This window comes from Azospirillum sp. SYSU D00513 (assembly GCF_017356015.1).
Taxonomy (GTDB): Bacteria; Pseudomonadota; Alphaproteobacteria; order Azospirillales; family Azospirillaceae; genus Azospirillum.
The window spans coordinates 22,832-40,414 of the sequence record NZ_JAFIQV010000042.1 but is presented as its reverse complement, the minus strand read 5'-3'; the positions used below and the strand labels follow the sequence as shown (position 1 = coordinate 40,414).

Sequence of the window (17,583 nt, the reverse complement as noted above, 5' to 3'; positions counted from 1 at the left end):
GAGCGAACTCCTGAAGGAGGGACGTGTCTGCCGAGGACAGGCTAGCCCCTTCCCGATCCGGCCTGAATGTCGGGTAAACAGCGTTTCAGGACATTTCACCGGCCACATCACGCCGCCTTCGGCCATGACATGGCGTTCCATGCACGAATGGACTGCAAACGACGCGCGTTCCGCCATGCCCGCCATGGGTCCAGCCTTGCCGGGGCTCCAATCGGGGAGCCGGAAAGGAAGGTCATGATGAAAGGCACCACCGCCACGGGCATGGAGGCGGGGACCGGGGGCGCCCGGCCGGCGGCCTCCGCCCGCTGGGCGCTCGCCGCGCTCTCGCTGTCCATGCTGCTGTCCTCGCTCGGCACCAGCGTCGCCAATGTCGCCCTGCCGACGCTCGGACAGGCGTTCGGCGCGTCCTTCCAGGACGTCCAATGGGTCGTCATCGCCTATCTGCTCGCCGTCACCAGCCTGATCGTCGGCGTCGGGCGGCTCGGCGACCTGATCGGCCGGCGGCGCCTGCTGCTGGCGGGGATTTTGTTGTTCACCGGGGCTTCGGCCCTGTGCGGCTCAGCACCCTCGCTCCCGCTGCTGGTTGCCGCCCGTGCGGCGCAGGGCCTTGGTGCCGCCGTCATGATGGCGCTGACCATGGCTTTCATCGGCGAGACCGTTCCCAAGGAGAGGACTGGCAGCGCCATGGGGCTGCTCGGGACCATGTCGGCCGTCGGCACCGCGCTGGGACCCTCGCTCGGCGGCCTGCTGATCGCCGGGCCGGGCTGGCGGGCGATCTTCCTCCTCAACCTGCCGCTGGGCGCGCTGGCCTTCCTCCTCGCCCGCCGCCATCTGGCGCCCGACCGCCAAACGCCGAAGGCTGGCCTGGACGGCTTCGACGGGACGGGCATGCTGCTGCTCGCCCTGACGCTCGCGGCTTATGCATTGGCCATGACGGTGGGGCGCGGCGGTCTCGGCCCGCTCAACCTGGCGCTGCTGGCCGCCGCCGTGCTCGGCGCCGTCCTCTTCCTGCGCGTCGAGGCGAGGGCGTCGCCGCCCCTGATCCGGCCGGCGATGTTCCGCGATCCGGTGCTGGGGCCGGGCCTCGCCATGAGCGCGCTGGTCTCGACGGTGGTGATGGCGACGCTGGTCGTGGGTCCCTTCCACCTCTCCCGCGCGCTTGGGCTCGACACGGCCATGACCGGGCTCGTCCTGTCGGCCGGCCCGTTCGCCGCAGCACTCACCGGTGTGGCGGCCGGGCGCCTCGCCGACCGTTTTGGCGCGCGGCGCATGACGGTCGCCGGGCTCTGCGGCATGGCGGCCGGTTCACTGCTGCTGTCCGTGATCCCCGCGACGCTCGGCGTTGCCGGCTACGTCGCTCCCATCCTCTTGGTCACCGTGGGCTATGCGCTGTTCCAGACGGCCAACAACACCGCCGTGATGGCGGACGTGCCCCCGGACCGGCGGGGCGTCGTGTCCGGCATGCTCACCCTGTCGCGCAATCTCGGCCTCGTCACCGGGGCCTCGGCCATGGGCGCCCTGTTCGCCGTCGCCTCGGCGGCAACCGACGTCGCGGCGGCGAGCCCCGATGCGGTCGCCGCCGGCACGCGGATCACCTTCGCCGCCGCGGCGATCCTGGTCGTCGCCGCGCTCGCCATTGCCGTGGCGAGCCGTGCCCCGGCTGGCCGCCGCGCCGGCGACGCGTCATGACGCGGACGCGGCGCCGGCTTGGGACGGCGGAAGCGGCTCCGCGCAGACCTCCCGGACGCAGCCGCGCAGCCAGCGGTGCGCCGGGTCGGCGTCGAGCCGCGGGTGCCAGAGCAGCGAAACCAGGATGTCCGGCACGGGCACCGGGAGGGGAAAACTGAACAGATCGGTCCGCAGCCCCGTGGTGTGCCGTTCGGGAACGGTGGCGATCAGGTCGGAGGCCCGCGCCAGCGCCAGCGCGGTCGAGAAGCCGCCGACGCTCGTGGCGATCTCCCGCTCCAGCCCCAGGGCTTCCAGCGCCTCGTCCACCGGCGCCCTGCCAAAGCCGCGCCGCGAGACGAGGATGTGCCGTCCGCCGGCGTAGCGGGCGGGCGTGATCGCGCCCCGGCCGAGCGGATGGCCGGCCCGCACGACCCCGACGAAACGGTCCCGGAACAGGCCCTGAGCGCGCAGCTCCGGCCCCGTCGCCTCTCCCACGACGCCGGTCTCCAGATCGACGGTCCCGTCGCGGAGCGGCGCGCTGTCCTTGTCCGGCTTCGGCAGGAAGCGGAGCCGCACGCCGGGCGCCTCCTCACGGGCGCGGGCGAGGAGGCCCGGCCCGAAGGTCTCCACGAACCCTTCGCCGGTCCGCAGCGTGAAGGTCCGGTCGAGTTGCCCGATGTCCAGCGCCCCCGCCGGGCGCAGGACGGCTTCCGCGTCCCGCACGATCCGGCCGACGCTTTCACGCAGTTCGAGCGCGCGCGGCGTGGGCACGAGGCCGCGCCCGGCCCTGACCAGCAGAGGATCGCCCGTCGCCTCGCGCAGCCGGGCCAGCGCCCGGCTCATCGCCGAGGGGCTGAGCCTCAACCGGCGCGCCGCGCGCGCGACGCTGCCCTCCTCGAGCAGGACGTCGAGCGTGAGCAGCAGATTGAAATCGGGATTCGGCATGCATCGGCCATGGCGCGGTCCGGCCATTATGCGGCGCCATGGGCGCGAAGAAAACGTGAAATCACGCGGCTTCGTCGGCGGCCCTCCCGCTCCGGGGAGGGCCGCCGCGCCTCACACGCCGATCTTGGCCTTCGCCAGGGGCAGGCTGCGGATGCGCTGGCCGGTGAGCGCCGCGACGGCGTTCACCACGGCGGGCGCCACCCCCGGCAGGCCGGGCTCCCCGACACCGCCCATCGGAGCGCCGCTTTCCACGATCTCCACATGCACCGCCGGCATCGCGCGGCGGGGCAGGATGGGGTAGTCGTCGAAATTGTGCGACTGCCGGACGCCGCCCTCGTAGGAGAGATCCTCGAACAGGGTCGCCGACAGGCCGAGAGCCGCCGCCGACTCCACCTGCGCCTTCACGATGGCCGGGTTGACGATGCTGCCTGGATCGAAGGCGATCCATAGGTTGTGGACGCGCACCTCCCCGTCCTCGATGGAGACCTCCGCGACGGTCGCCGTCTCCGATCCGAAGGGCGATGCCATGGAGACGCCGCGCGCCCGCTTGCCGCCTTCGGCCTCGTAGGGGCCGCGCTTCCAGCCGCCGGAGAGCCTGGCGACCGTCTCCAGCAGGGCGCGGTGGCGCGGCTTGTCCTTCAGCAGCTCCAGGCGAAGCTCGTACGGGTCGCGCCCGCCGGCGTCCGCGATCTCGTCGAAAAAGCCCTCATAGAAATAGTCGTTCATGGAATGGCCGACCGACCGCCAGAAGGCGATCGTCACGGGGTGCGGGACCTTCACGTATTCCATGCTGCGGTTCGGCACGGCGTAGGGCTTCGCGACGATGCCTTCCACGGCCGAGCTGTCCACCGGCCCGTTGAAGATGGCGCCGAACCAGCGGCCGAGCGGCCCCTCCCCGACGGTGCGGACCTGGATCGCCGTGGGCCGGCCCTGCGGGTCCAGCGCCGCCTTGAAGCGGCTGAAGCTCAGCGGACGCACGGCGTCCATGCGGAACTCCTCCTCCCGCGACCACAGCACCTTCACCGGGCGGTTGGTGGCCTTGGCGAGCTGGATCGCCTGGAGGAAGGGGTTGGAGCTGCCGTACAGGAAATGCCGGCCGAAGAAGCCGCCGAGGGTCGGCGAATGCAGGATGACCTTTTCCGGCGGCAGCCCGGCCGTCTGGGCGGCGACCGACTGGAACAGCTCCGGCATCTGGTTCGGCGCCCACAGCTCCAGCGTCCCGTCCGGGTTGAAGCGCGCGATGCTGGAGGGCGGTTCGAGCTGCCCGTGGGCGAGGTAGGGCGCGTCGTATTCCGCCTCGATCACCTTGGCGGCCGAGGCGAAGGCGGCGGCGACGTCGCCCTCCGTCTCGGCGAGCGGACCTGACGCCGTCGAGGCCTTGAGCGCGGCGAGGATGCCTTGCGAGGAGTAATCCGCGGCCACCGTCTCGAACCCCGTGGGCGCCGGCTTGGACCAGGCCACCTCCAGCGCCTCGACGGCCTTGCGGGCGCGCCACCAGCTGTCAGCGGCGACCGCCACGGCGCCCGGCAGCCGGTGCACGGAATGGACGCCCGGCATCACGGCGACCGCCGCCTCGTTGGCGAGCGCGTCCGGCTGGGTGCCGAGATGCGGCGCGTGCCGGACGGCGGCGTGGAGCATCCCTTCGACCGTCTGGTCGATGGCGTAGACGGCCTTGCCGGTCGATTTCGCCCGCACGTCCAGCCGGTCCATGGGCTTGCGGATGTAGCGGAAGTTCGCCGGATCGCGCAGCGCGACGGCCTCGTCCGGCGCCAGGGCCAGCGCCTCGTCGGCCAACTCGCCATAGGTCAGCCGCCGTCCGGAGGCGGCGTGGACGACATGCCCGTCGTCGGTGGTCAGGCTTCCCGGCACGACCTTCAGCCGCGCCGCCGCGGCGCGGATCATCATGTCGCGGGCGGTGGCGCCGAGGCGGCGCATGAGATCGTAGCTGGACCGGGTGGAGAAGCTGCCGCCGGTCATGCGCAGCCCGTTGATGACCGCGTAATCGGCGCCGGGCGGCGCGCATTCGACGGTGAAGCGCGACGGGTGGACGTCCAGCTCCTCGCCGACGATCTGGGCGAGGCCGGTGTTGATCCCCTGCCCGCCTTCCACGAAGGGGCTCAGCAGCGTGACGGCATTGTCCTTGCCGATGACCAGGAAGGCCGGCACGCGCGTGCCGGGCTTGGGTGCCGCCGCGGCCTGCGCGAGCGCGGGCATGGGCGGAAGCAGCGCGCCCAGGACGAGCGCGCCGGCGCCGAAGCCCAGGAAGGCGCGGCGCGAGAGGTTGGAGACGCGGGTCCCCGCGCCGGCGGGTGACTCCAGGGGCGCGTCCATCAGCGTGGCGGCGGCCCGGGCGTGCAGGGTCTGCAGGCTGTTCATGTCCGGTCCCCCCTCAGCCGGCGGCCTGGCGGATGGCCGAGGCGACGCGGTTGTAGGTCCCGCATCGGCAGAGATTCGTCATCGCGTCCTGGATGTCGGCCTCGGTCGGCTGCGGAGTCTGCTTCAGCAGCGCGGTCGCGGCCATGACCTGGCCCGACTGGCAGTAGCCGCACTGCGGCACCTGGGAGGCGACCCAGGCCTCGACCACCTTGCGGCCGACGGCGTCCTCCTCGATCGCCTCGATGGTGCGGATGTCGGCGTTGCCGACGCTCTCGACCGGAACCTGGCAGGAGCGGGTGGCCTCGCCGTCGATCAGGACGGTGCAAGCGCCGCACTGGGCAATGCCGCATCCGTACTTCGTCCCGGTCAGGCCGAGCGTGTCGCGAAGGACCCAGAGGAGCGGCGTGTCGGCTTCCACCGCGACCTCATGGGCGCGGCCGTTGACGTGAATGGTGGTCATGGCGGTGTCCGGAACTGGGGCTGAACCGCCATGAGGTTAGGGCCGGCGCCTCAGACGCCGAAGGTCGAAAGTCCCTCCTTTTCGGACATGTCGGCACGGCCTCTCGAACCGCTGCCCCTCGACCCTCAGCCGCTCAATGGACCGCCAGCTCGCGCTCCTGTTCCGCCGAGCGCCGGATGACCTGGGGCGGCTGGCCGTAGGAGCGCAGGAAGGCACGCCGCATGCGTTCGCGGTCGGCGAAGCCCGTCTCGCGGGCGATGACGTCCATGGGATGGCGCCCGTCCTCCATCATCACGCGCGCCGCCTCCAGCCGCAGATGCTCCACCGCCTTGGCGGGTGACTGGCCGGTTTCCTGGCGGAAGACGCGGCTGAACTGGCGGGGGCTGAGGCTCGCGGCCTCCGCCAGCTCCTCGACCGACAGCTCGTTCTTCAGGTTCTCCTTCGCGTAGACCAGCGCCTTGCGCACGCGGTCGGACTTGGGCTCCAGCTCCAGGAGGGTGGAGAACTGGGACTGCCCGCCCGTCCGGCGCAGATAGACGACGAGCTTGCGGGCCACGGCCTTGGCGACCTCCTGCCCGAAGTCGTTCTCGACCAGCGCCAGCGCCAGATCGACCCCGGCGCTCATCCCGGCCGAGGTCCAGACATTGCCGTCCACGCTGAAGATGCGGTCCTCCTCCACCCTCACCTTGGGATAGAGGCGCTGGAGGGTCCGGGCGTGGCCCCAATGGGTCGTGGCCTTGCGGCCGTCGAGCAGCCCCGCCTCGGCCAGCACGAAGGCGCCGGTGCAGATGCCGGCGACCCGCCGCGACTCTTGGGCGGCGGTCCGCATGTAGTCGAGCAGGCCCGCCGAGGACGGCGTCACGACCAGGGATCCGGTCGTGATCGTCGTGTCGAAGAAGGTGGGGCCGAAGGGTGCCGTGTCGATGGAGAAGCCCAGGGAGTTCTTCACCGGACCGCCATGCTCGGACAGCACATGCACCTCGTAGCCGGTCCGGCCGAGCACGAGATTCGCCATCTCGAAGGCGGAGAGCGCCGCCATCCCCATCACCTGGAAGCCCTCGAAAACCACGAAACCGATGGCTGGCATAAGACTCTCCGGCTGTCCGGACGGGCTGTCCGCAGCCGATTCAGGCGTCCCGGGGGCGGGTCCTGTCAACGGTTTCGTCATCGTGGCTCCAAAGGTCGGGGGAAAGGTCGGCGCAATTGCCTTGGGTTCCCTAATCCGCCGGTTCCTGCTCGCTCCGGCGGCCGTGGAAGGCGCTGGGCGGACGGCCATAGGCGCGCAGGAAGGCGCGGCGCATGCGTTCGGGATCGCCGAAACCGGTGCGCCGCGACACGCTGTCGATGGAGAGGCCGTTCTCCTCCAGCATCACCCGGGCGGCTTCCAGCCGCAGGGTTTCCACCGCCTTGGCCGGCGAGGTCCCGGTCTCCTGCCGGAACAGCCGCGAGAACTGCCGCGTGCTCAGGCAGGCGACTTCCGCAAGATTCTCCACCGACAGCGCTTCATGCAGGTTCCGCCGCGCGTAAGCGAGCGCCGACTGGATGCGGTCGGCCTGGGCGTCGAGGTCGAGCAGGGCCGAATGCTGCGACTGGCCGCCGGCGCGGCGGTGGTGGATCACCATCCCCTTGGCGGTGGCGCGGGCGACGTCGCGGCCCTGGTCGGACTCGATGAGCTGCAGGGCCAGGTCGATGCCCGACGCCATCCCCGCCGAACTCCACAGGTCCTGGTCCTGGATGAAGAGCCGGTCCATCTCCACCCGTGCCGCGGGATGGCGCGCCTTCAGTTCCTCCGCCCACCGCCAGTGGGTCGTCACGCGCCGGCCCTCCAGCAACCCCGCCTGCCCCAGCACGAAGGCGCCCAGGCAGATGGAGGCGACCCGGCGGCCCGACCGGACGGCCCGGCGCAGATGGTCGAGGACCGGCTCCGGTGCGGCGGGCACCTCCATGCCGACCGCGATGAGGATCGTGTCGAGGTCGAGCGCGTCCATCGCGACCGTCGTCACCTCCATCCCCATCGAGCAGGGAACCGGCCCGCCGCGCTCGGACACCACATGCAGGCCATAGGCCGGCTGCGCCGTCTTGCGGTTGGCCACCTCGAAGGCGGAGAGCGCCGCGAAGCACATGTTCTGGAAGCCGGGAAGGACGAGAAGACCGACGCGATGCATGACGGACGACCTCCGAAACGATCCGACCTTGTCCCGGCCGAGGCCGGGCGAGAATACAGGCTCGGCTGTGCCGCGCTCAAACGGTGGAACTTAGCCCGGGCAGGCACCGGCCCGCGCGGGGGACTCCGGCTTCGCATGGTTCCCGGCGGCGCGAAGCACGGTGAGCCCGCCGAGCAGCCCCATCACCGCCGCCCCGATGTCGACGGCGGTTTCCAGACCCGCGCCCGCAGCGACGCGCCCCAGCCCGGCGGTCAGGACGCCCGTGAACAGGTAGGCGAAGAGGAAGAGCGCCGACAGCGTGCCCCCGCGCTGCCGGTCCGGAACGGCCGCGTTGACGATCCCCAGCCCTCCCAGAACCAGCAGCGCGTAGCCAGCCCCGGCCATGGCCGTCGCCGCGAGGAAGAAAACCAGGCTTTGCAGGGCGGCCGAACCCGCGAGGAAGGCGGCCCCTGCGACCGAGACCGCACCCCCGCCGATCATCGCCGCCCGGGGCGCCATGCCGCGCGCCAGGATGCCGACCGCGCCCGAGGCGAGCGCGAAGAGCGAGAGCGCCGCACCATTGACGAAGGCGTCGGGTGACGCGACGAGGTCATCGGCGATCTGGGCACCGAGCGACATGAGGATCGCGCCGTGGGTGTAGGCCGCCGTCACCGCCAGTGCGGCCGTGGCGAAGGCGCCGCGAGCGTGCGGCGGTACCGACGGTGTCCCTGGCCTCCAGCGGGCTGGCGGCGAGTCCGCCCGCCCGTGGGGAAGGAACCATGCCGCCGCGAAAATCAGGACCAGCACCGCGAACAGCAGCCAGAAGCTCAGCCGCGCCGGCCAGGGCGCGTGCTGGACCAGGGCGCCGCCCAGCAGCAGCGCCAGCGCGAGCCCCAGCGACTGCGCCGCCGCCGTGACCGAGCCCGCCCGCCCGGTACCGCCCGGCCCGGCGAATTCGACCAGCGCGGCCGCCGCTGGCCCCGCGGACAGGCCGACGCCGATCCCCATGAGGATGCGGCCGGCGAAGAGGGTGCCGACATCCGCCGCGACGGCGAGGAGCAGGACGCCCCCGGCCGAGGCCGCCAGGCCGAGAAGCATCGCGGCGCGGCGGCCGATCCGGTCCGACAAGGTGCCGAAGCCGATCAGGACGGCGACGACCACGATCGGATAGACCGCGAACAACCCCGTGGTCACCGTCGGCGTCAGTCCCCATTGCGCGGCGTAAAGCGGATAGATCATGGCCGGTGCGGCGCTCGTCCAGAGCGTGTGCGCCACGACGGCCGCGCTGACCCAGAAGCCCGCTTCCCGTCCCAGACCGTGTCTCATGGGAATGCCCTCCATGCTCCGTGATGCGGCGGCAACGTGCGCCGGTTCAGGCTGCGGCCTTGCGCGTGTCCGCCAGCGGGGCGTAGCCGGCCGCCGCCGTCACGTCGGCGGCGGGGTTGGAGATCGCGTTCTCCAGCAACCCGACCACCCGCCCGCCGCTGACCAGCGCCGGCACGTCGTGGCTGGGCAGCAGGAAGCGGCTGCCGGCCAGGGCGCGCTTGATCGCGGTCTTCTCGGCCAGGATCGTGGTGGATCGGTTGGCCGTGACCGTCGGCTCCATATGGTTGCGGTCGAGGTGAGGCGTGATCAGCTGGTCCTTGAGGTCGTAGACGATGTCGCCGCAGATGTTGGCGATGCCCTCGTCGGTCTCGACCAGGACCGAGATCGACCCGTCGGTGTGTCCACCGGTCAGCCGCACGGCGACGCCGGGGATCACCTCTTCCTCGAAGCTGCCGTCCACGTCGAAGAGGCGCAAGGCGCCGCGCGTGTGCAGCCGGTCGATCAGGTGCTTGGTGTCGGCCGCCGTGTACATGGCCGATCCCATGACGCCCGACGCCGCGGCCTGCATCTCGCGCCGGGCGATGGCGATGGGGACGGACAGGGGGAAGCGATCGTTGCCGCCGGCATGGTCGATGTGCGCGTGGGTGTTGACGACGTAGCGCAGGTCGCCCATCCGCAGCCCGTGCCGTGCCAGGTGATGCTCGATCGTCATCTCGGGCGTCTGTTCGCCCAGGAAGCCGAACTCGGCGTATTGCTGGACGTTGCGCGGCCCGGTGTCCACCAGGACCGGCCCCTCGCCGCCGGTGATCAGGAAACCGAGGGTCGGGATGGTCGTCGTCATGCCCGGCCCGCGGAACAGCACGAGGCCGCTCGCGTCCATCGTGATGTTGCCGAGGTTGATCGGGTGAATCTTGAGGCTCATGGTTCTCGTCCGGGCTGGAGGTGCGGATGCGCCGGCCGGCGCGGCGGGGCGGAACGGTCCCGCCCCGCAGCACTGCCGTCGGGATCAGGCGAACCCGGATCACACCGGAATGGGGTTCTCGGCGATGTAGGCGTTGAAGCCGTTCACCAGGGCATGCTCGCCGGGGCCGGGGTTGTCGCGCATCGGCCGGGCGCTCTCGACGATGGCTTCCTCGGCATCGGTGGCGAGGGCCGCCATCGTTTCCGCGATGAAGGCGTCGAGCGGCATGGCGCGCGGATCGTCGCCCTTCTTGATCAGGTCGGTGTTCACCCAGGGGGGTGCGATTTCCTGCACCTGGACCGAGCTGTCGCGCAGCATGAAGCGCTGCGACAGCGTGTAGCTGTGGAGCGCCGCCTTGCTGGCGGAATAGACGGCCGTCACCGCGAGCGGGGTGTAGGCCAGCACCGACGTGTTGTTGACGATGACCGCGCGCTCCTGCCGCTTCAGATGCTCGATCAGGGCGGAGGTCATGCGGATCGGGCCGAGCAGGTTCGTGGTGACGATGGACTGCGCCACGGCGTCGTCGATCTCGCCGGACGCGTCGTCGAAGGGCATGATGCCCGCGTTGTTGATCAGGACGTTCAGCGACGGGTTCTCGGCGATCAGTTTCGCCGCGACGTCACGGATGCTTGCCGGATCGGTGATGTCCAGCTCCACCGCCTTCATCCCCGGATTGGCCGCGACCACCTCGTCGAGCAGCGCCCGGCGGCGGCCCGAGATGATGACCTGATTGCCGAGCCGGTGGAACGCCTCCGCCAGCCCGCGGCCGATGCCCGAGGTGGCACCCGTGATGAAGATCGTGTTTCCGGTGAGCTGCATGATGGAGTCTCCTTGGATTGGGGTGTGTCTTTGCTCTGGTCGGGGACCGTTGGTCCGTGCCGCCGTCGCCGGCCCTGTGAGACACACCCTATCCGCGCCGCTCCATGTCTTGAATGTCGTAGATACCGCATTTTAGGACACAACGGTGTCCGCTCCGCGCCGGCCCCGGCGAACGGGCTACCTCCAAGCCTTCGCGCAGGAGGCCGGGCGGCCGGCGCGTACCATCGGCGCGGTCGAGAGCTTTTTCCCGGCTCCTCACGCCGGCCGCGCCGAGCCTGCCGGAATCCTGGTCGATCCCCCGGCGGGCGCACCACACTTCAGCCCGCCCCGGCCGCCGCCGGGGCGGGTTTTTTCATCGGATCCGCGCAGGAGCCCCGCGACCCCGCCCGTATCACGCTTGCGGCCGCGTGCTGGTCCCCCGATACCATCCCCCCGGCCGCGCGGAGCCCGCCGCCGGTCTCACTCACCTCTGGTGGCGGGCTCCGGCTTTGCGGGATCATCCCAGCAGCAGGCTGGCGGCGATGGCCCACACGACGATGCCGATGACGGCCTCCAGCAGCCGCCAGGCCGCGGGCCGCGCGAAGACCGGCCGCAGCAGCCGCGCGCCATAGCCCAACGCGAAGAAGAAGGCGAAGGACGCCGTCATCGCCCCCAGCGCGAAGGCCGCCTTTCCGTCCGCGAACTGGGTGGAGACCGAGCCGATCAGCACGACCGTGTCCAGATAGACGTGCGGGTTCAGCCAGGTCAGGGCGAGGCAGGCCGCCAGCGTCACGCCGAGCGCGGCCGGGGCGGCGTCCGCCGGGGACAGGGCATCGCCGGAGCGGAGCGCCGCCCGGAAGCTGCGGAATCCATAGACGATTAGGAAGGCGGCGCCGCCATAGCGCGCCGCCGGCTCCAGCCAGGGCAGAAGCGCGTTCGCCTGGGCGAAGCCCAGAACGCCCGCCAGGATCAGCAGGGCGTCGGACAGGGCGCAGGTCAGGCAGATCGCCAGCACATGGTCGCCCCTCAAGCCCTGGCGCAGCACGAAGGCGTTTTGCGCGCCGATGGCGACGATGAGGCTGAGCCCCAGCAGGAAGCCGGGCAGGAAGGCGGCCATGTCCATGTCGTCTCGATCCTCTGTCGCGTTCGGGCGGGAATGACTATCACCGGACGCCGCATGAGCGTAGTTAAGGATTCTTCGCTTGATGAAGGATCTCTAATCCATGCTGGATTACGCGCTGCTCTCGGCTCTGGCCGCCGTCATCCGCACCGGCAGCTTCGAACGGGCCGCACAGCGGCTCCATGTGACGCCGTCGGCCGTGTCGCAGCGGATCAAGCTGCTGGAGGACCGGCTGGGCTGTGTGCTCGTGGTGCGCGGCCAGCCCTGCACGGGCACCGCCGCGGGCCAGCGGCTGTGCCAGCACGTGGAGCGGGTGGCGCTGCTGGAAAGCGAGTTGCGGGACGGGCTGCCGGCGCTGGAAGGGGCGGAGGAGCCGGTCACCCTGCGCATCGCCGTGAACGCGGACAGCCTCGCCACCTGGTTCATCGCCGCGATGGCGGAGGCCGGGAATTGCCTGTTCGACCTCGTCCTCGACGACCAGGACCACAGCGCCGACTGGCTGCGGACGGGGGAGGTGCTGGCCGCCGTGACCGCGCACGAGAAGGCCGTGCAGGGCTGCGACAGCCACCCGCTGGGCAGCCTGCGCTACATCGCCACGGCCAGCCCGGACTTCGCCGCGCGCTGGTTCGCCGACGGGCTGAGCGAGGCCGCCCTCGCCCGCGCGCCGTCCCTGACCTTCAACCGCAAGGACCGGCTCCAGGCGCTCTGGCTGGAAGGTCTGTTCGGGACGGACGTCGCGCGGCCGACCCACTGGCTTCCCTCCTCCCAGGCCTTCGTGGATGCGGCACTCGCCGGAATCGGCTGGGGGATGAACGCGGAGCCCCAGGTCGCCGGGCTCCTGCGCGACGGCCGGCTGGTGGCGCTGGCGCCGGACCGGCCCTTGGACATTCCCCTCTTCTGGCAGCGCAGCCGGATCGCGAGCACGACGCTGGCCGGCGTCAACGCCGCCGTCCTGCGGGCCGCGCGCGCCACGCTCCAGCCCCCGCCCCCGCCAGAGCCGACGCGGCGGTGAGGCCGGCATGCCCAGGGCTGGTCCTTCGCCAAGGCGATTATTCCGCATAGCGCAATGATGAACTGCCCACACCGGACATTCCCGCTGCCGGAGAACGGCCTCAGTCTGGCCTTGCGGATCGGGAATGGACCCGGCCGCGAACGCCAGGAACAGGATCATGAAGCTCTATCATCACCCGCTGTCGGGCCACGCGCACCGCGCCCGTCTGTTCGTCTCGCTACTCCAGCTGCCCCATGAACTGATCGAGGTCGATCTCGCGGCGGGGGCGCACAAGACGCCGGAATTCCTCGCATTGAACCCGTTCGGACAAGTTCCCGTGCTCGACGATGAGGGCGTGATCGTCTCGGACTCCAACGCCATCCTCGTCTACCTCGCCAAGAAGGCCGGCCGCGCCGACTGGTTGCCGGAGGAGCCGCGCGCCGCCGCCGCGGTGCAGCGCTGGCTGTCGGTCGCGGCCGGTGAGGTCGCCTATGGCCCGGCGGCCGCGCGGCTGATCACTGTGTTCGGCGCGAAGTACAATCCGGACGAGGTGATCGCCCGGGCTCATGCCCTGCTGACCAGGCTCGACGACCATCTCGCCGGCCGCGAATGGCTGGCCGGTGACCGTCCGACGATCGCGGACGTCGCGATCTACAGCTACGTGGCGCGTGCACCCGAAGGCAATGTCGACCTGTCCGGCTACCCGGCCGTCAACACCTTCCTCCACCGCGTCGAGGCGCTGCCCGGTTTCGTCCCCTTCGCCCGGACGCCGGCGGGTCTCGCCGCCTGAACACCGTTCCCGGTGCGCCGCCCGGCGTGCGGTGCACCCGAAGCCCCTTCGCGGGAGAGGAGAAGGATCATGGGCGGGAATCTGAAAAAGCTGCCGACCTGGCATGAGGGCGAGAGGCTCATTCAGGAAAAGGTCGGCGGGGCCGAGCGCATGGCGGAGGTGGGCAAGCGCGTCGTGCGTGACTTCATGCCCGATCAGCACCGCAGCTTCTACGCGCAGCTCCCTTTCATCGTGCTCGGCAGCGTCGATGCACGGGGCGATGCCTGGGCCACCTTCGTCGAGGGGCCGCCGGGCTTCATGTCATCGCCGGGCCCGACCATCCTCGACATCGCGGCCCGGCCGGACCCCGGCGATCCCGCAGGCCAGGGGATGGGCGACGGCGATCCCGTCGGGCTGCTCGGCATCGAGATGCACAGCCGGCGGCGCAACCGCATGAACGGCTTCGTCACGACAACCAGCACCGGCATCCGGGTCGACGTCGACCAGAGCTTCGGCAACTGTCCGCGCTACATCCAGCTTCGCGACTTCACCTTCGCGCATGATCCCGGCCCCCGCTTCGCCGGCACGGTCGAAGAGAGCACCGAACTCGACGGGGACGCGCGCGCCATGATCGGGCGGGCGGATGCCTTCTTCGTCGCGTCCTACGCCGATCGCGAGGACCGGCGCCAGGTCGATGTCTCCCACCGCGGTGGGCGGAGCGGCTTCGTCCGCGTCACCGGGGACGGCACGCTGACCATCCCGGATTTCGACGGCAATCTCTTCTTCGCGACGCTCGGGAACATTCTCCTGAACGGTAGGGCGGGCCTGCTCTTCGTCGATTTCGAAACCGGCGACATGCTGCAGATGACGGGCAAGGCGGAGGTGCTGCTCGACTCCCCGGAGATCGCCGCCTTCCAGGGCGCGGAGCGGCTCTGGACCTTCCGGGCCAGCCGCGTCGTCCGCAGGCGTGGCGCGCTGGCCCTGCGTTGGACCTTCCGGGAGGACGGCTGGTCGCCGAGTTCACTCATGACCGGCGATTGGAGGCAGGCCGCGGACCGGCTCCGCGCGGCCGAACTCACGACACGCTGGCGCCCGTTCAAGGTCGCGAAGATCGTCGAGGAAAGCGCCTCAATCCGGTCCTTTCACCTTCAGCCCGACGACGGGATCGGGCTGCTCCCGCACGAAGCGGGGCAGCATCTGCCCATCCGCGTTGCCGTTACCGGAGAGGACAAGCCCGTTATCCGGACCTACACGCTTTCCGTCGCGCCGTCCGATGGGTTGTACCGCATCAGCGTGAAGCGCGACGGCTTGGTGTCCCGGCACCTGCACGACAGGGTCCGTGAAGGCGACACCATCGAAGCGCGCGCGCCGGCCGGGGACTTCACGATAGACGCCCAGGCCACCCGGCCCGCCGTGCTGCTGGCGGGCGGCGTCGGAATCACCCCCATGCTCGCGATGCTGCGGCACGTCGTGTACGAGGGCGTGCGCAAGCAGCGGGTCCGGCCGACCATCCTCTTCCACGCGGCGCGCAGCAAGCCGGAGCGGCCGTTCGACCGCGAGCTGGTGGCGCTGGTCGATGCGTCCCTCGGTGCGGTCCGGGTGATCCGTGTCCTGAGCGATCCGACGGACGCGAAGGAGGGCGTCGATTACGAGGCCACGGGCCGGATCGACATGGCGCTGCTCACCCGCTTCCTTCCCTTCAACGACTACGACTTCTATCTCTGCGGACCGCCGGCCTTCACCCAGTCGCTCTACGACGGGCTGCGCGGGTACGGGGTCGCCGATGCGCGCATTCACGCGGAAGCGTTCGGCCCCTCGTCGCTGAAGCGGACCCCCGACGCGGGTGCTGCCGCACCGGCACGCCGCTCGGCCTCCACGAAGCCGGTGCCCGTCGCCTTCATGAACTCCCTCAAGGAAGCGCGCTGGACGCCCGGCGCCGGCACGCTGCTGGAGCTGGCGGAAGCGCGTGGCCTGGAGCCCGAGTTCAGCTGCCGCGAAGGGAGCTGCGGCACCTGCAGAACCAAGCTGCTCAAAGGTGCGGTGACCTACGTCAGGGAGCCGGCCGCGGCAACGGCGGCGGACGAAGTGCTGATCTGCTGCGCCGTTCCCGCGCAACCGGAAACGGATGAGGAAGACCGGATCCAGCTGGCCCTCTGATGCGCCCGCCCTCTTCGACTTCAACAATCCAAACAGGAGATCCACCATGCCCCGCCCCCCGCTGCCCCCCTTCACCGAAGAGAGCGCCATCGAAAAGGTTCGCCTGGCCGAGGATGGCTGGAACAGCCGTGATCCCGCCAAGGTCGCTCTGGCCTACACGGCGGACACCCGCTGGCGGAACCGCGCCGAGTTCGTGACGAACCGGGAGGAGGCCCAGGCCTTCCTGACCCGCAAGTGGAACAAGGAGCTGGACTACCGCCTGATCAAGGAACTCTGGGCCTTCACGGGCAACCGCATCGCCGTGCGCTACGCATACGAGTACCGCGACGACAGCGGCCAGTGGTTCCGCGCCTATGGCAACGAAAACTGGGAGTTCGCCGAGGACGGCCTGATGCGCGAACGGCACGCCAGCATCAACGAGCACCCCATCGCCGAGCAGGACCGCAAGTTCCGGTGGCCGCTCGGCCGGCGCCCGGACGACCACCCCGGCCTGAGCCACTTCGGCTTTTAGCCGAACACTCACAGGCAGGAGGGCACGGCCCATGACAACCGCTGACATCGTTCCTCCCGGACCGCCCCGGTCCGTCCACGAGCTGACGGCCGGGGCAGGCCGGCTCTGGGATCGGCTCGGCCAGCTTGCACAGTGCCGGGCCTCTCCGGACCATCACGGGCCGGACCATCACGGGGAGTTGCTGAGGCAGGCTCCCGCCACCCTTGCCGAAACGCTGATGCGGGTGATCTAACGGGCTGGGTGAAAGGGGAGGACTCGGATGGACCGATGGCAGGCGATGCGGATCTTCGTGAAGGTGGCGGAGACGGAGAGCTTCGCCGAGACCGCCCGCCACATGCACATGAGCGCTCCCGCCGTGACGCGCACCGTCGCGGCGCTCGAGGACCTGATCGGCACCCGCCTGTTCGTCCGCACCACCCGCTCGGTGAAGATGACCGAAGCGGGGGTGCGCTACTTCGATGATTGCCGCCGGATCCTGTCCGATATCGCCGAGGCCGAGGCGGCCGCGGCCGGCTCCTACGCCACACCGTCGGGAACGCTCTCCGTCACCGCCTCGGCGCTGTTCGGGCAGATGTATGTCCTGCCGATCATGACCGAATATCTGAACCTTTATCCGACGATGTCCGGCCGAACCCTCTTCCTGGACCGCCCGGTCAACGTCGTCGAGGAGGGTATCGACGTCGCGGTGCGCATCGGCCACCTTCCGGATTCCGGCTTCACGGCGATCAAGGTCGGAACCGTCCGCCGCGTGATCTGCGGCTCTCCGAAATACTTCGAAAAGCACGGGATCCCCACGGCGCCTGCCGACCTCAAGAGCCACCGCATCGCCGCATCGACGAGCGCCTGGGCATCGCCGGAATGGCGTTTCGCCGGGGACCAGCGCGTGACGGTCGGCGCCTTCCTGCAATGCAACACCAACGAGGCGGCGATCGCCACCGCCAAGGCCGGCTTGGGCCTGACCAGGGTTCTCCACTACCAGATCGGGCCGGCGCTGCTTGAAGGCACCTTGCGGATCGTGCTCGACGACCATGAGGAACCGCCGCTTCCCATCCACGTGCTGCACCCGGAAGGCCGCCACGCTCCCGCCAAGGTGCGGGCCTTCGTCGACCTGGCGGTCTCCCGTCTGCGGGAGAACCGGTTCCTGAACTAGCTGTTCGCTGGGGTAGGCCATGACAGGCCCGGCATGGTCGAGCCGAAGGGCCAGAGGGGGTTTCCCGGCCATGCGTAGCCCGCCGCCGGAAAAAGAAGCCGCGGGGCACCCCGAACACCATCACATGCTCTATAGTCCCACCCGCAGTCCGGCTTCCAAGGGCGGCAACTCACGTTCCTACAGAGCGCGCGAAAAAGGGAAAACGGC

At 70.4% G+C, this 17,583-nt stretch carries 16 protein-coding genes; 7 read left to right on the top strand and 9 right to left on the bottom strand.

The annotated features are described in order from the left end of the window. The first annotated feature begins 234 nt into the window (after positions 1 to 234). The gene (locus tag JUB11_RS25325; RefSeq protein WP_247887314.1) at positions 235 to 1,689 is read left to right on the top strand and encodes an MFS transporter; all 1,455 of its coding nucleotides are present in this window, start codon (positions 235 to 237) and stop codon (positions 1,687 to 1,689) included. Here the strand turns inward: JUB11_RS25325 and JUB11_RS25320 are convergent. The 9 genes from JUB11_RS25320 to JUB11_RS25280 form a co-directional block, all read right to left on the bottom strand. After that, positions 1,684 to 2,613 (bottom strand): LysR family transcriptional regulator, encoded by a 930-nt coding sequence (locus tag JUB11_RS25320; RefSeq protein WP_207461571.1) that lies wholly within the window; start codon positions 2,611 to 2,613, stop codon positions 1,684 to 1,686. The genes JUB11_RS25325 and JUB11_RS25320 overlap by 6 nt on opposite strands. Before the next feature lie 111 nt (positions 2,614 to 2,724). Further along, positions 2,725 to 4,989 (bottom strand): molybdopterin cofactor-binding domain-containing protein, encoded by a 2,265-nt coding sequence (locus JUB11_RS25315; protein WP_207461570.1) that lies wholly within the window; start codon positions 4,987 to 4,989, stop codon positions 2,725 to 2,727. Between the two features lie 13 nt (positions 4,990 to 5,002). Further along, entirely contained in the window at positions 5,003 to 5,449 is a 447-nt protein-coding gene (locus tag JUB11_RS25310; RefSeq protein ID WP_207461569.1) for a (2Fe-2S)-binding protein, read from the bottom strand. Between the two features lie 133 nt (positions 5,450 to 5,582). Next, the gene (locus JUB11_RS25305) at positions 5,583 to 6,536 is read right to left on the bottom strand and encodes a GlxA family transcriptional regulator (RefSeq protein ID WP_207461568.1); all 954 of its coding nucleotides are present in this window, start codon (positions 6,534 to 6,536) and stop codon (positions 5,583 to 5,585) included. A 130-nt stretch (positions 6,537 to 6,666) separates the two neighbouring features. Then, positions 6,667 to 7,614, bottom strand: coding sequence for a GlxA family transcriptional regulator (locus JUB11_RS25300; RefSeq protein ID WP_207461567.1), 948 nt, complete (start codon positions 7,612 to 7,614; stop codon positions 6,667 to 6,669). A gap of 90 nt (positions 7,615 to 7,704) precedes the next feature. Continuing rightward, entirely contained in the window at positions 7,705 to 8,919 is a 1,215-nt protein-coding gene (locus tag JUB11_RS25295) for an MFS transporter (RefSeq protein ID WP_207461566.1), read from the bottom strand. A 46-nt stretch (positions 8,920 to 8,965) separates the two neighbouring features. Further along, the gene (locus JUB11_RS25290; protein ID WP_207461565.1) at positions 8,966 to 9,841 is read right to left on the bottom strand and encodes an N-acyl homoserine lactonase family protein; all 876 of its coding nucleotides are present in this window, start codon (positions 9,839 to 9,841) and stop codon (positions 8,966 to 8,968) included. A gap of 99 nt (positions 9,842 to 9,940) precedes the next feature. Continuing rightward, positions 9,941 to 10,699, bottom strand: a complete 759-nt coding sequence (locus JUB11_RS25285) for an SDR family NAD(P)-dependent oxidoreductase (protein WP_207461564.1) — start codon at positions 10,697 to 10,699, stop codon at positions 9,941 to 9,943. Positions 10,700 to 11,195: 496 nt separating this feature from the next. Beyond that, positions 11,196 to 11,801: a LysE/ArgO family amino acid transporter gene (locus JUB11_RS25280; RefSeq protein WP_207461563.1), complete on the bottom strand. Its 606-nt coding sequence runs from the start codon at positions 11,799 to 11,801 to the stop codon at positions 11,196 to 11,198. Between the two features lie 100 nt (positions 11,802 to 11,901). On the opposite strand from JUB11_RS25280, the gene JUB11_RS25275 reads away from it, so the two are divergent. The 6 genes from JUB11_RS25275 to JUB11_RS25250 all read left to right on the top strand — a co-directional run bounded on the left by JUB11_RS25275 (position 11,902) and on the right by JUB11_RS25250 (position 17,376). Further along, positions 11,902 to 12,810 carry a LysR family transcriptional regulator ArgP gene (locus JUB11_RS25275; RefSeq protein ID WP_207461562.1) on the top strand — a complete coding sequence of 303 codons (909 nt, stop codon included), beginning with the start codon at positions 11,902 to 11,904 and terminating at the stop codon, positions 12,808 to 12,810. Positions 12,811 to 12,967: 157 nt separating this feature from the next. Further along, complete coding sequence (locus JUB11_RS25270; protein ID WP_207461561.1) at positions 12,968 to 13,579, top strand: glutathione S-transferase; 612 nt, start codon at positions 12,968 to 12,970, stop codon at positions 13,577 to 13,579. A 69-nt stretch (positions 13,580 to 13,648) separates the two neighbouring features. After that, positions 13,649 to 15,715, top strand: a complete 2,067-nt coding sequence (locus JUB11_RS25265) for a pyridoxamine 5'-phosphate oxidase family protein (RefSeq protein ID WP_207461560.1) — start codon at positions 13,649 to 13,651, stop codon at positions 15,713 to 15,715. Positions 15,716 to 15,761: 46 nt separating this feature from the next. Continuing rightward, positions 15,762 to 16,226 carry a DUF1348 family protein gene (locus JUB11_RS25260; RefSeq protein ID WP_207461559.1) on the top strand — a complete coding sequence of 155 codons (465 nt, stop codon included), beginning with the start codon at positions 15,762 to 15,764 and terminating at the stop codon, positions 16,224 to 16,226. A gap of 31 nt (positions 16,227 to 16,257) precedes the next feature. Next, the gene (locus JUB11_RS25255) at positions 16,258 to 16,458 is read left to right on the top strand and encodes a hypothetical protein (protein ID WP_207461558.1); all 201 of its coding nucleotides are present in this window, start codon (positions 16,258 to 16,260) and stop codon (positions 16,456 to 16,458) included. A 27-nt stretch (positions 16,459 to 16,485) separates the two neighbouring features. Further along, complete coding sequence (locus JUB11_RS25250; RefSeq protein WP_207461557.1) at positions 16,486 to 17,376, top strand: LysR family transcriptional regulator; 891 nt, start codon at positions 16,486 to 16,488, stop codon at positions 17,374 to 17,376. The last annotated feature ends 207 nt before the right edge of the window (positions 17,377 to 17,583 follow it).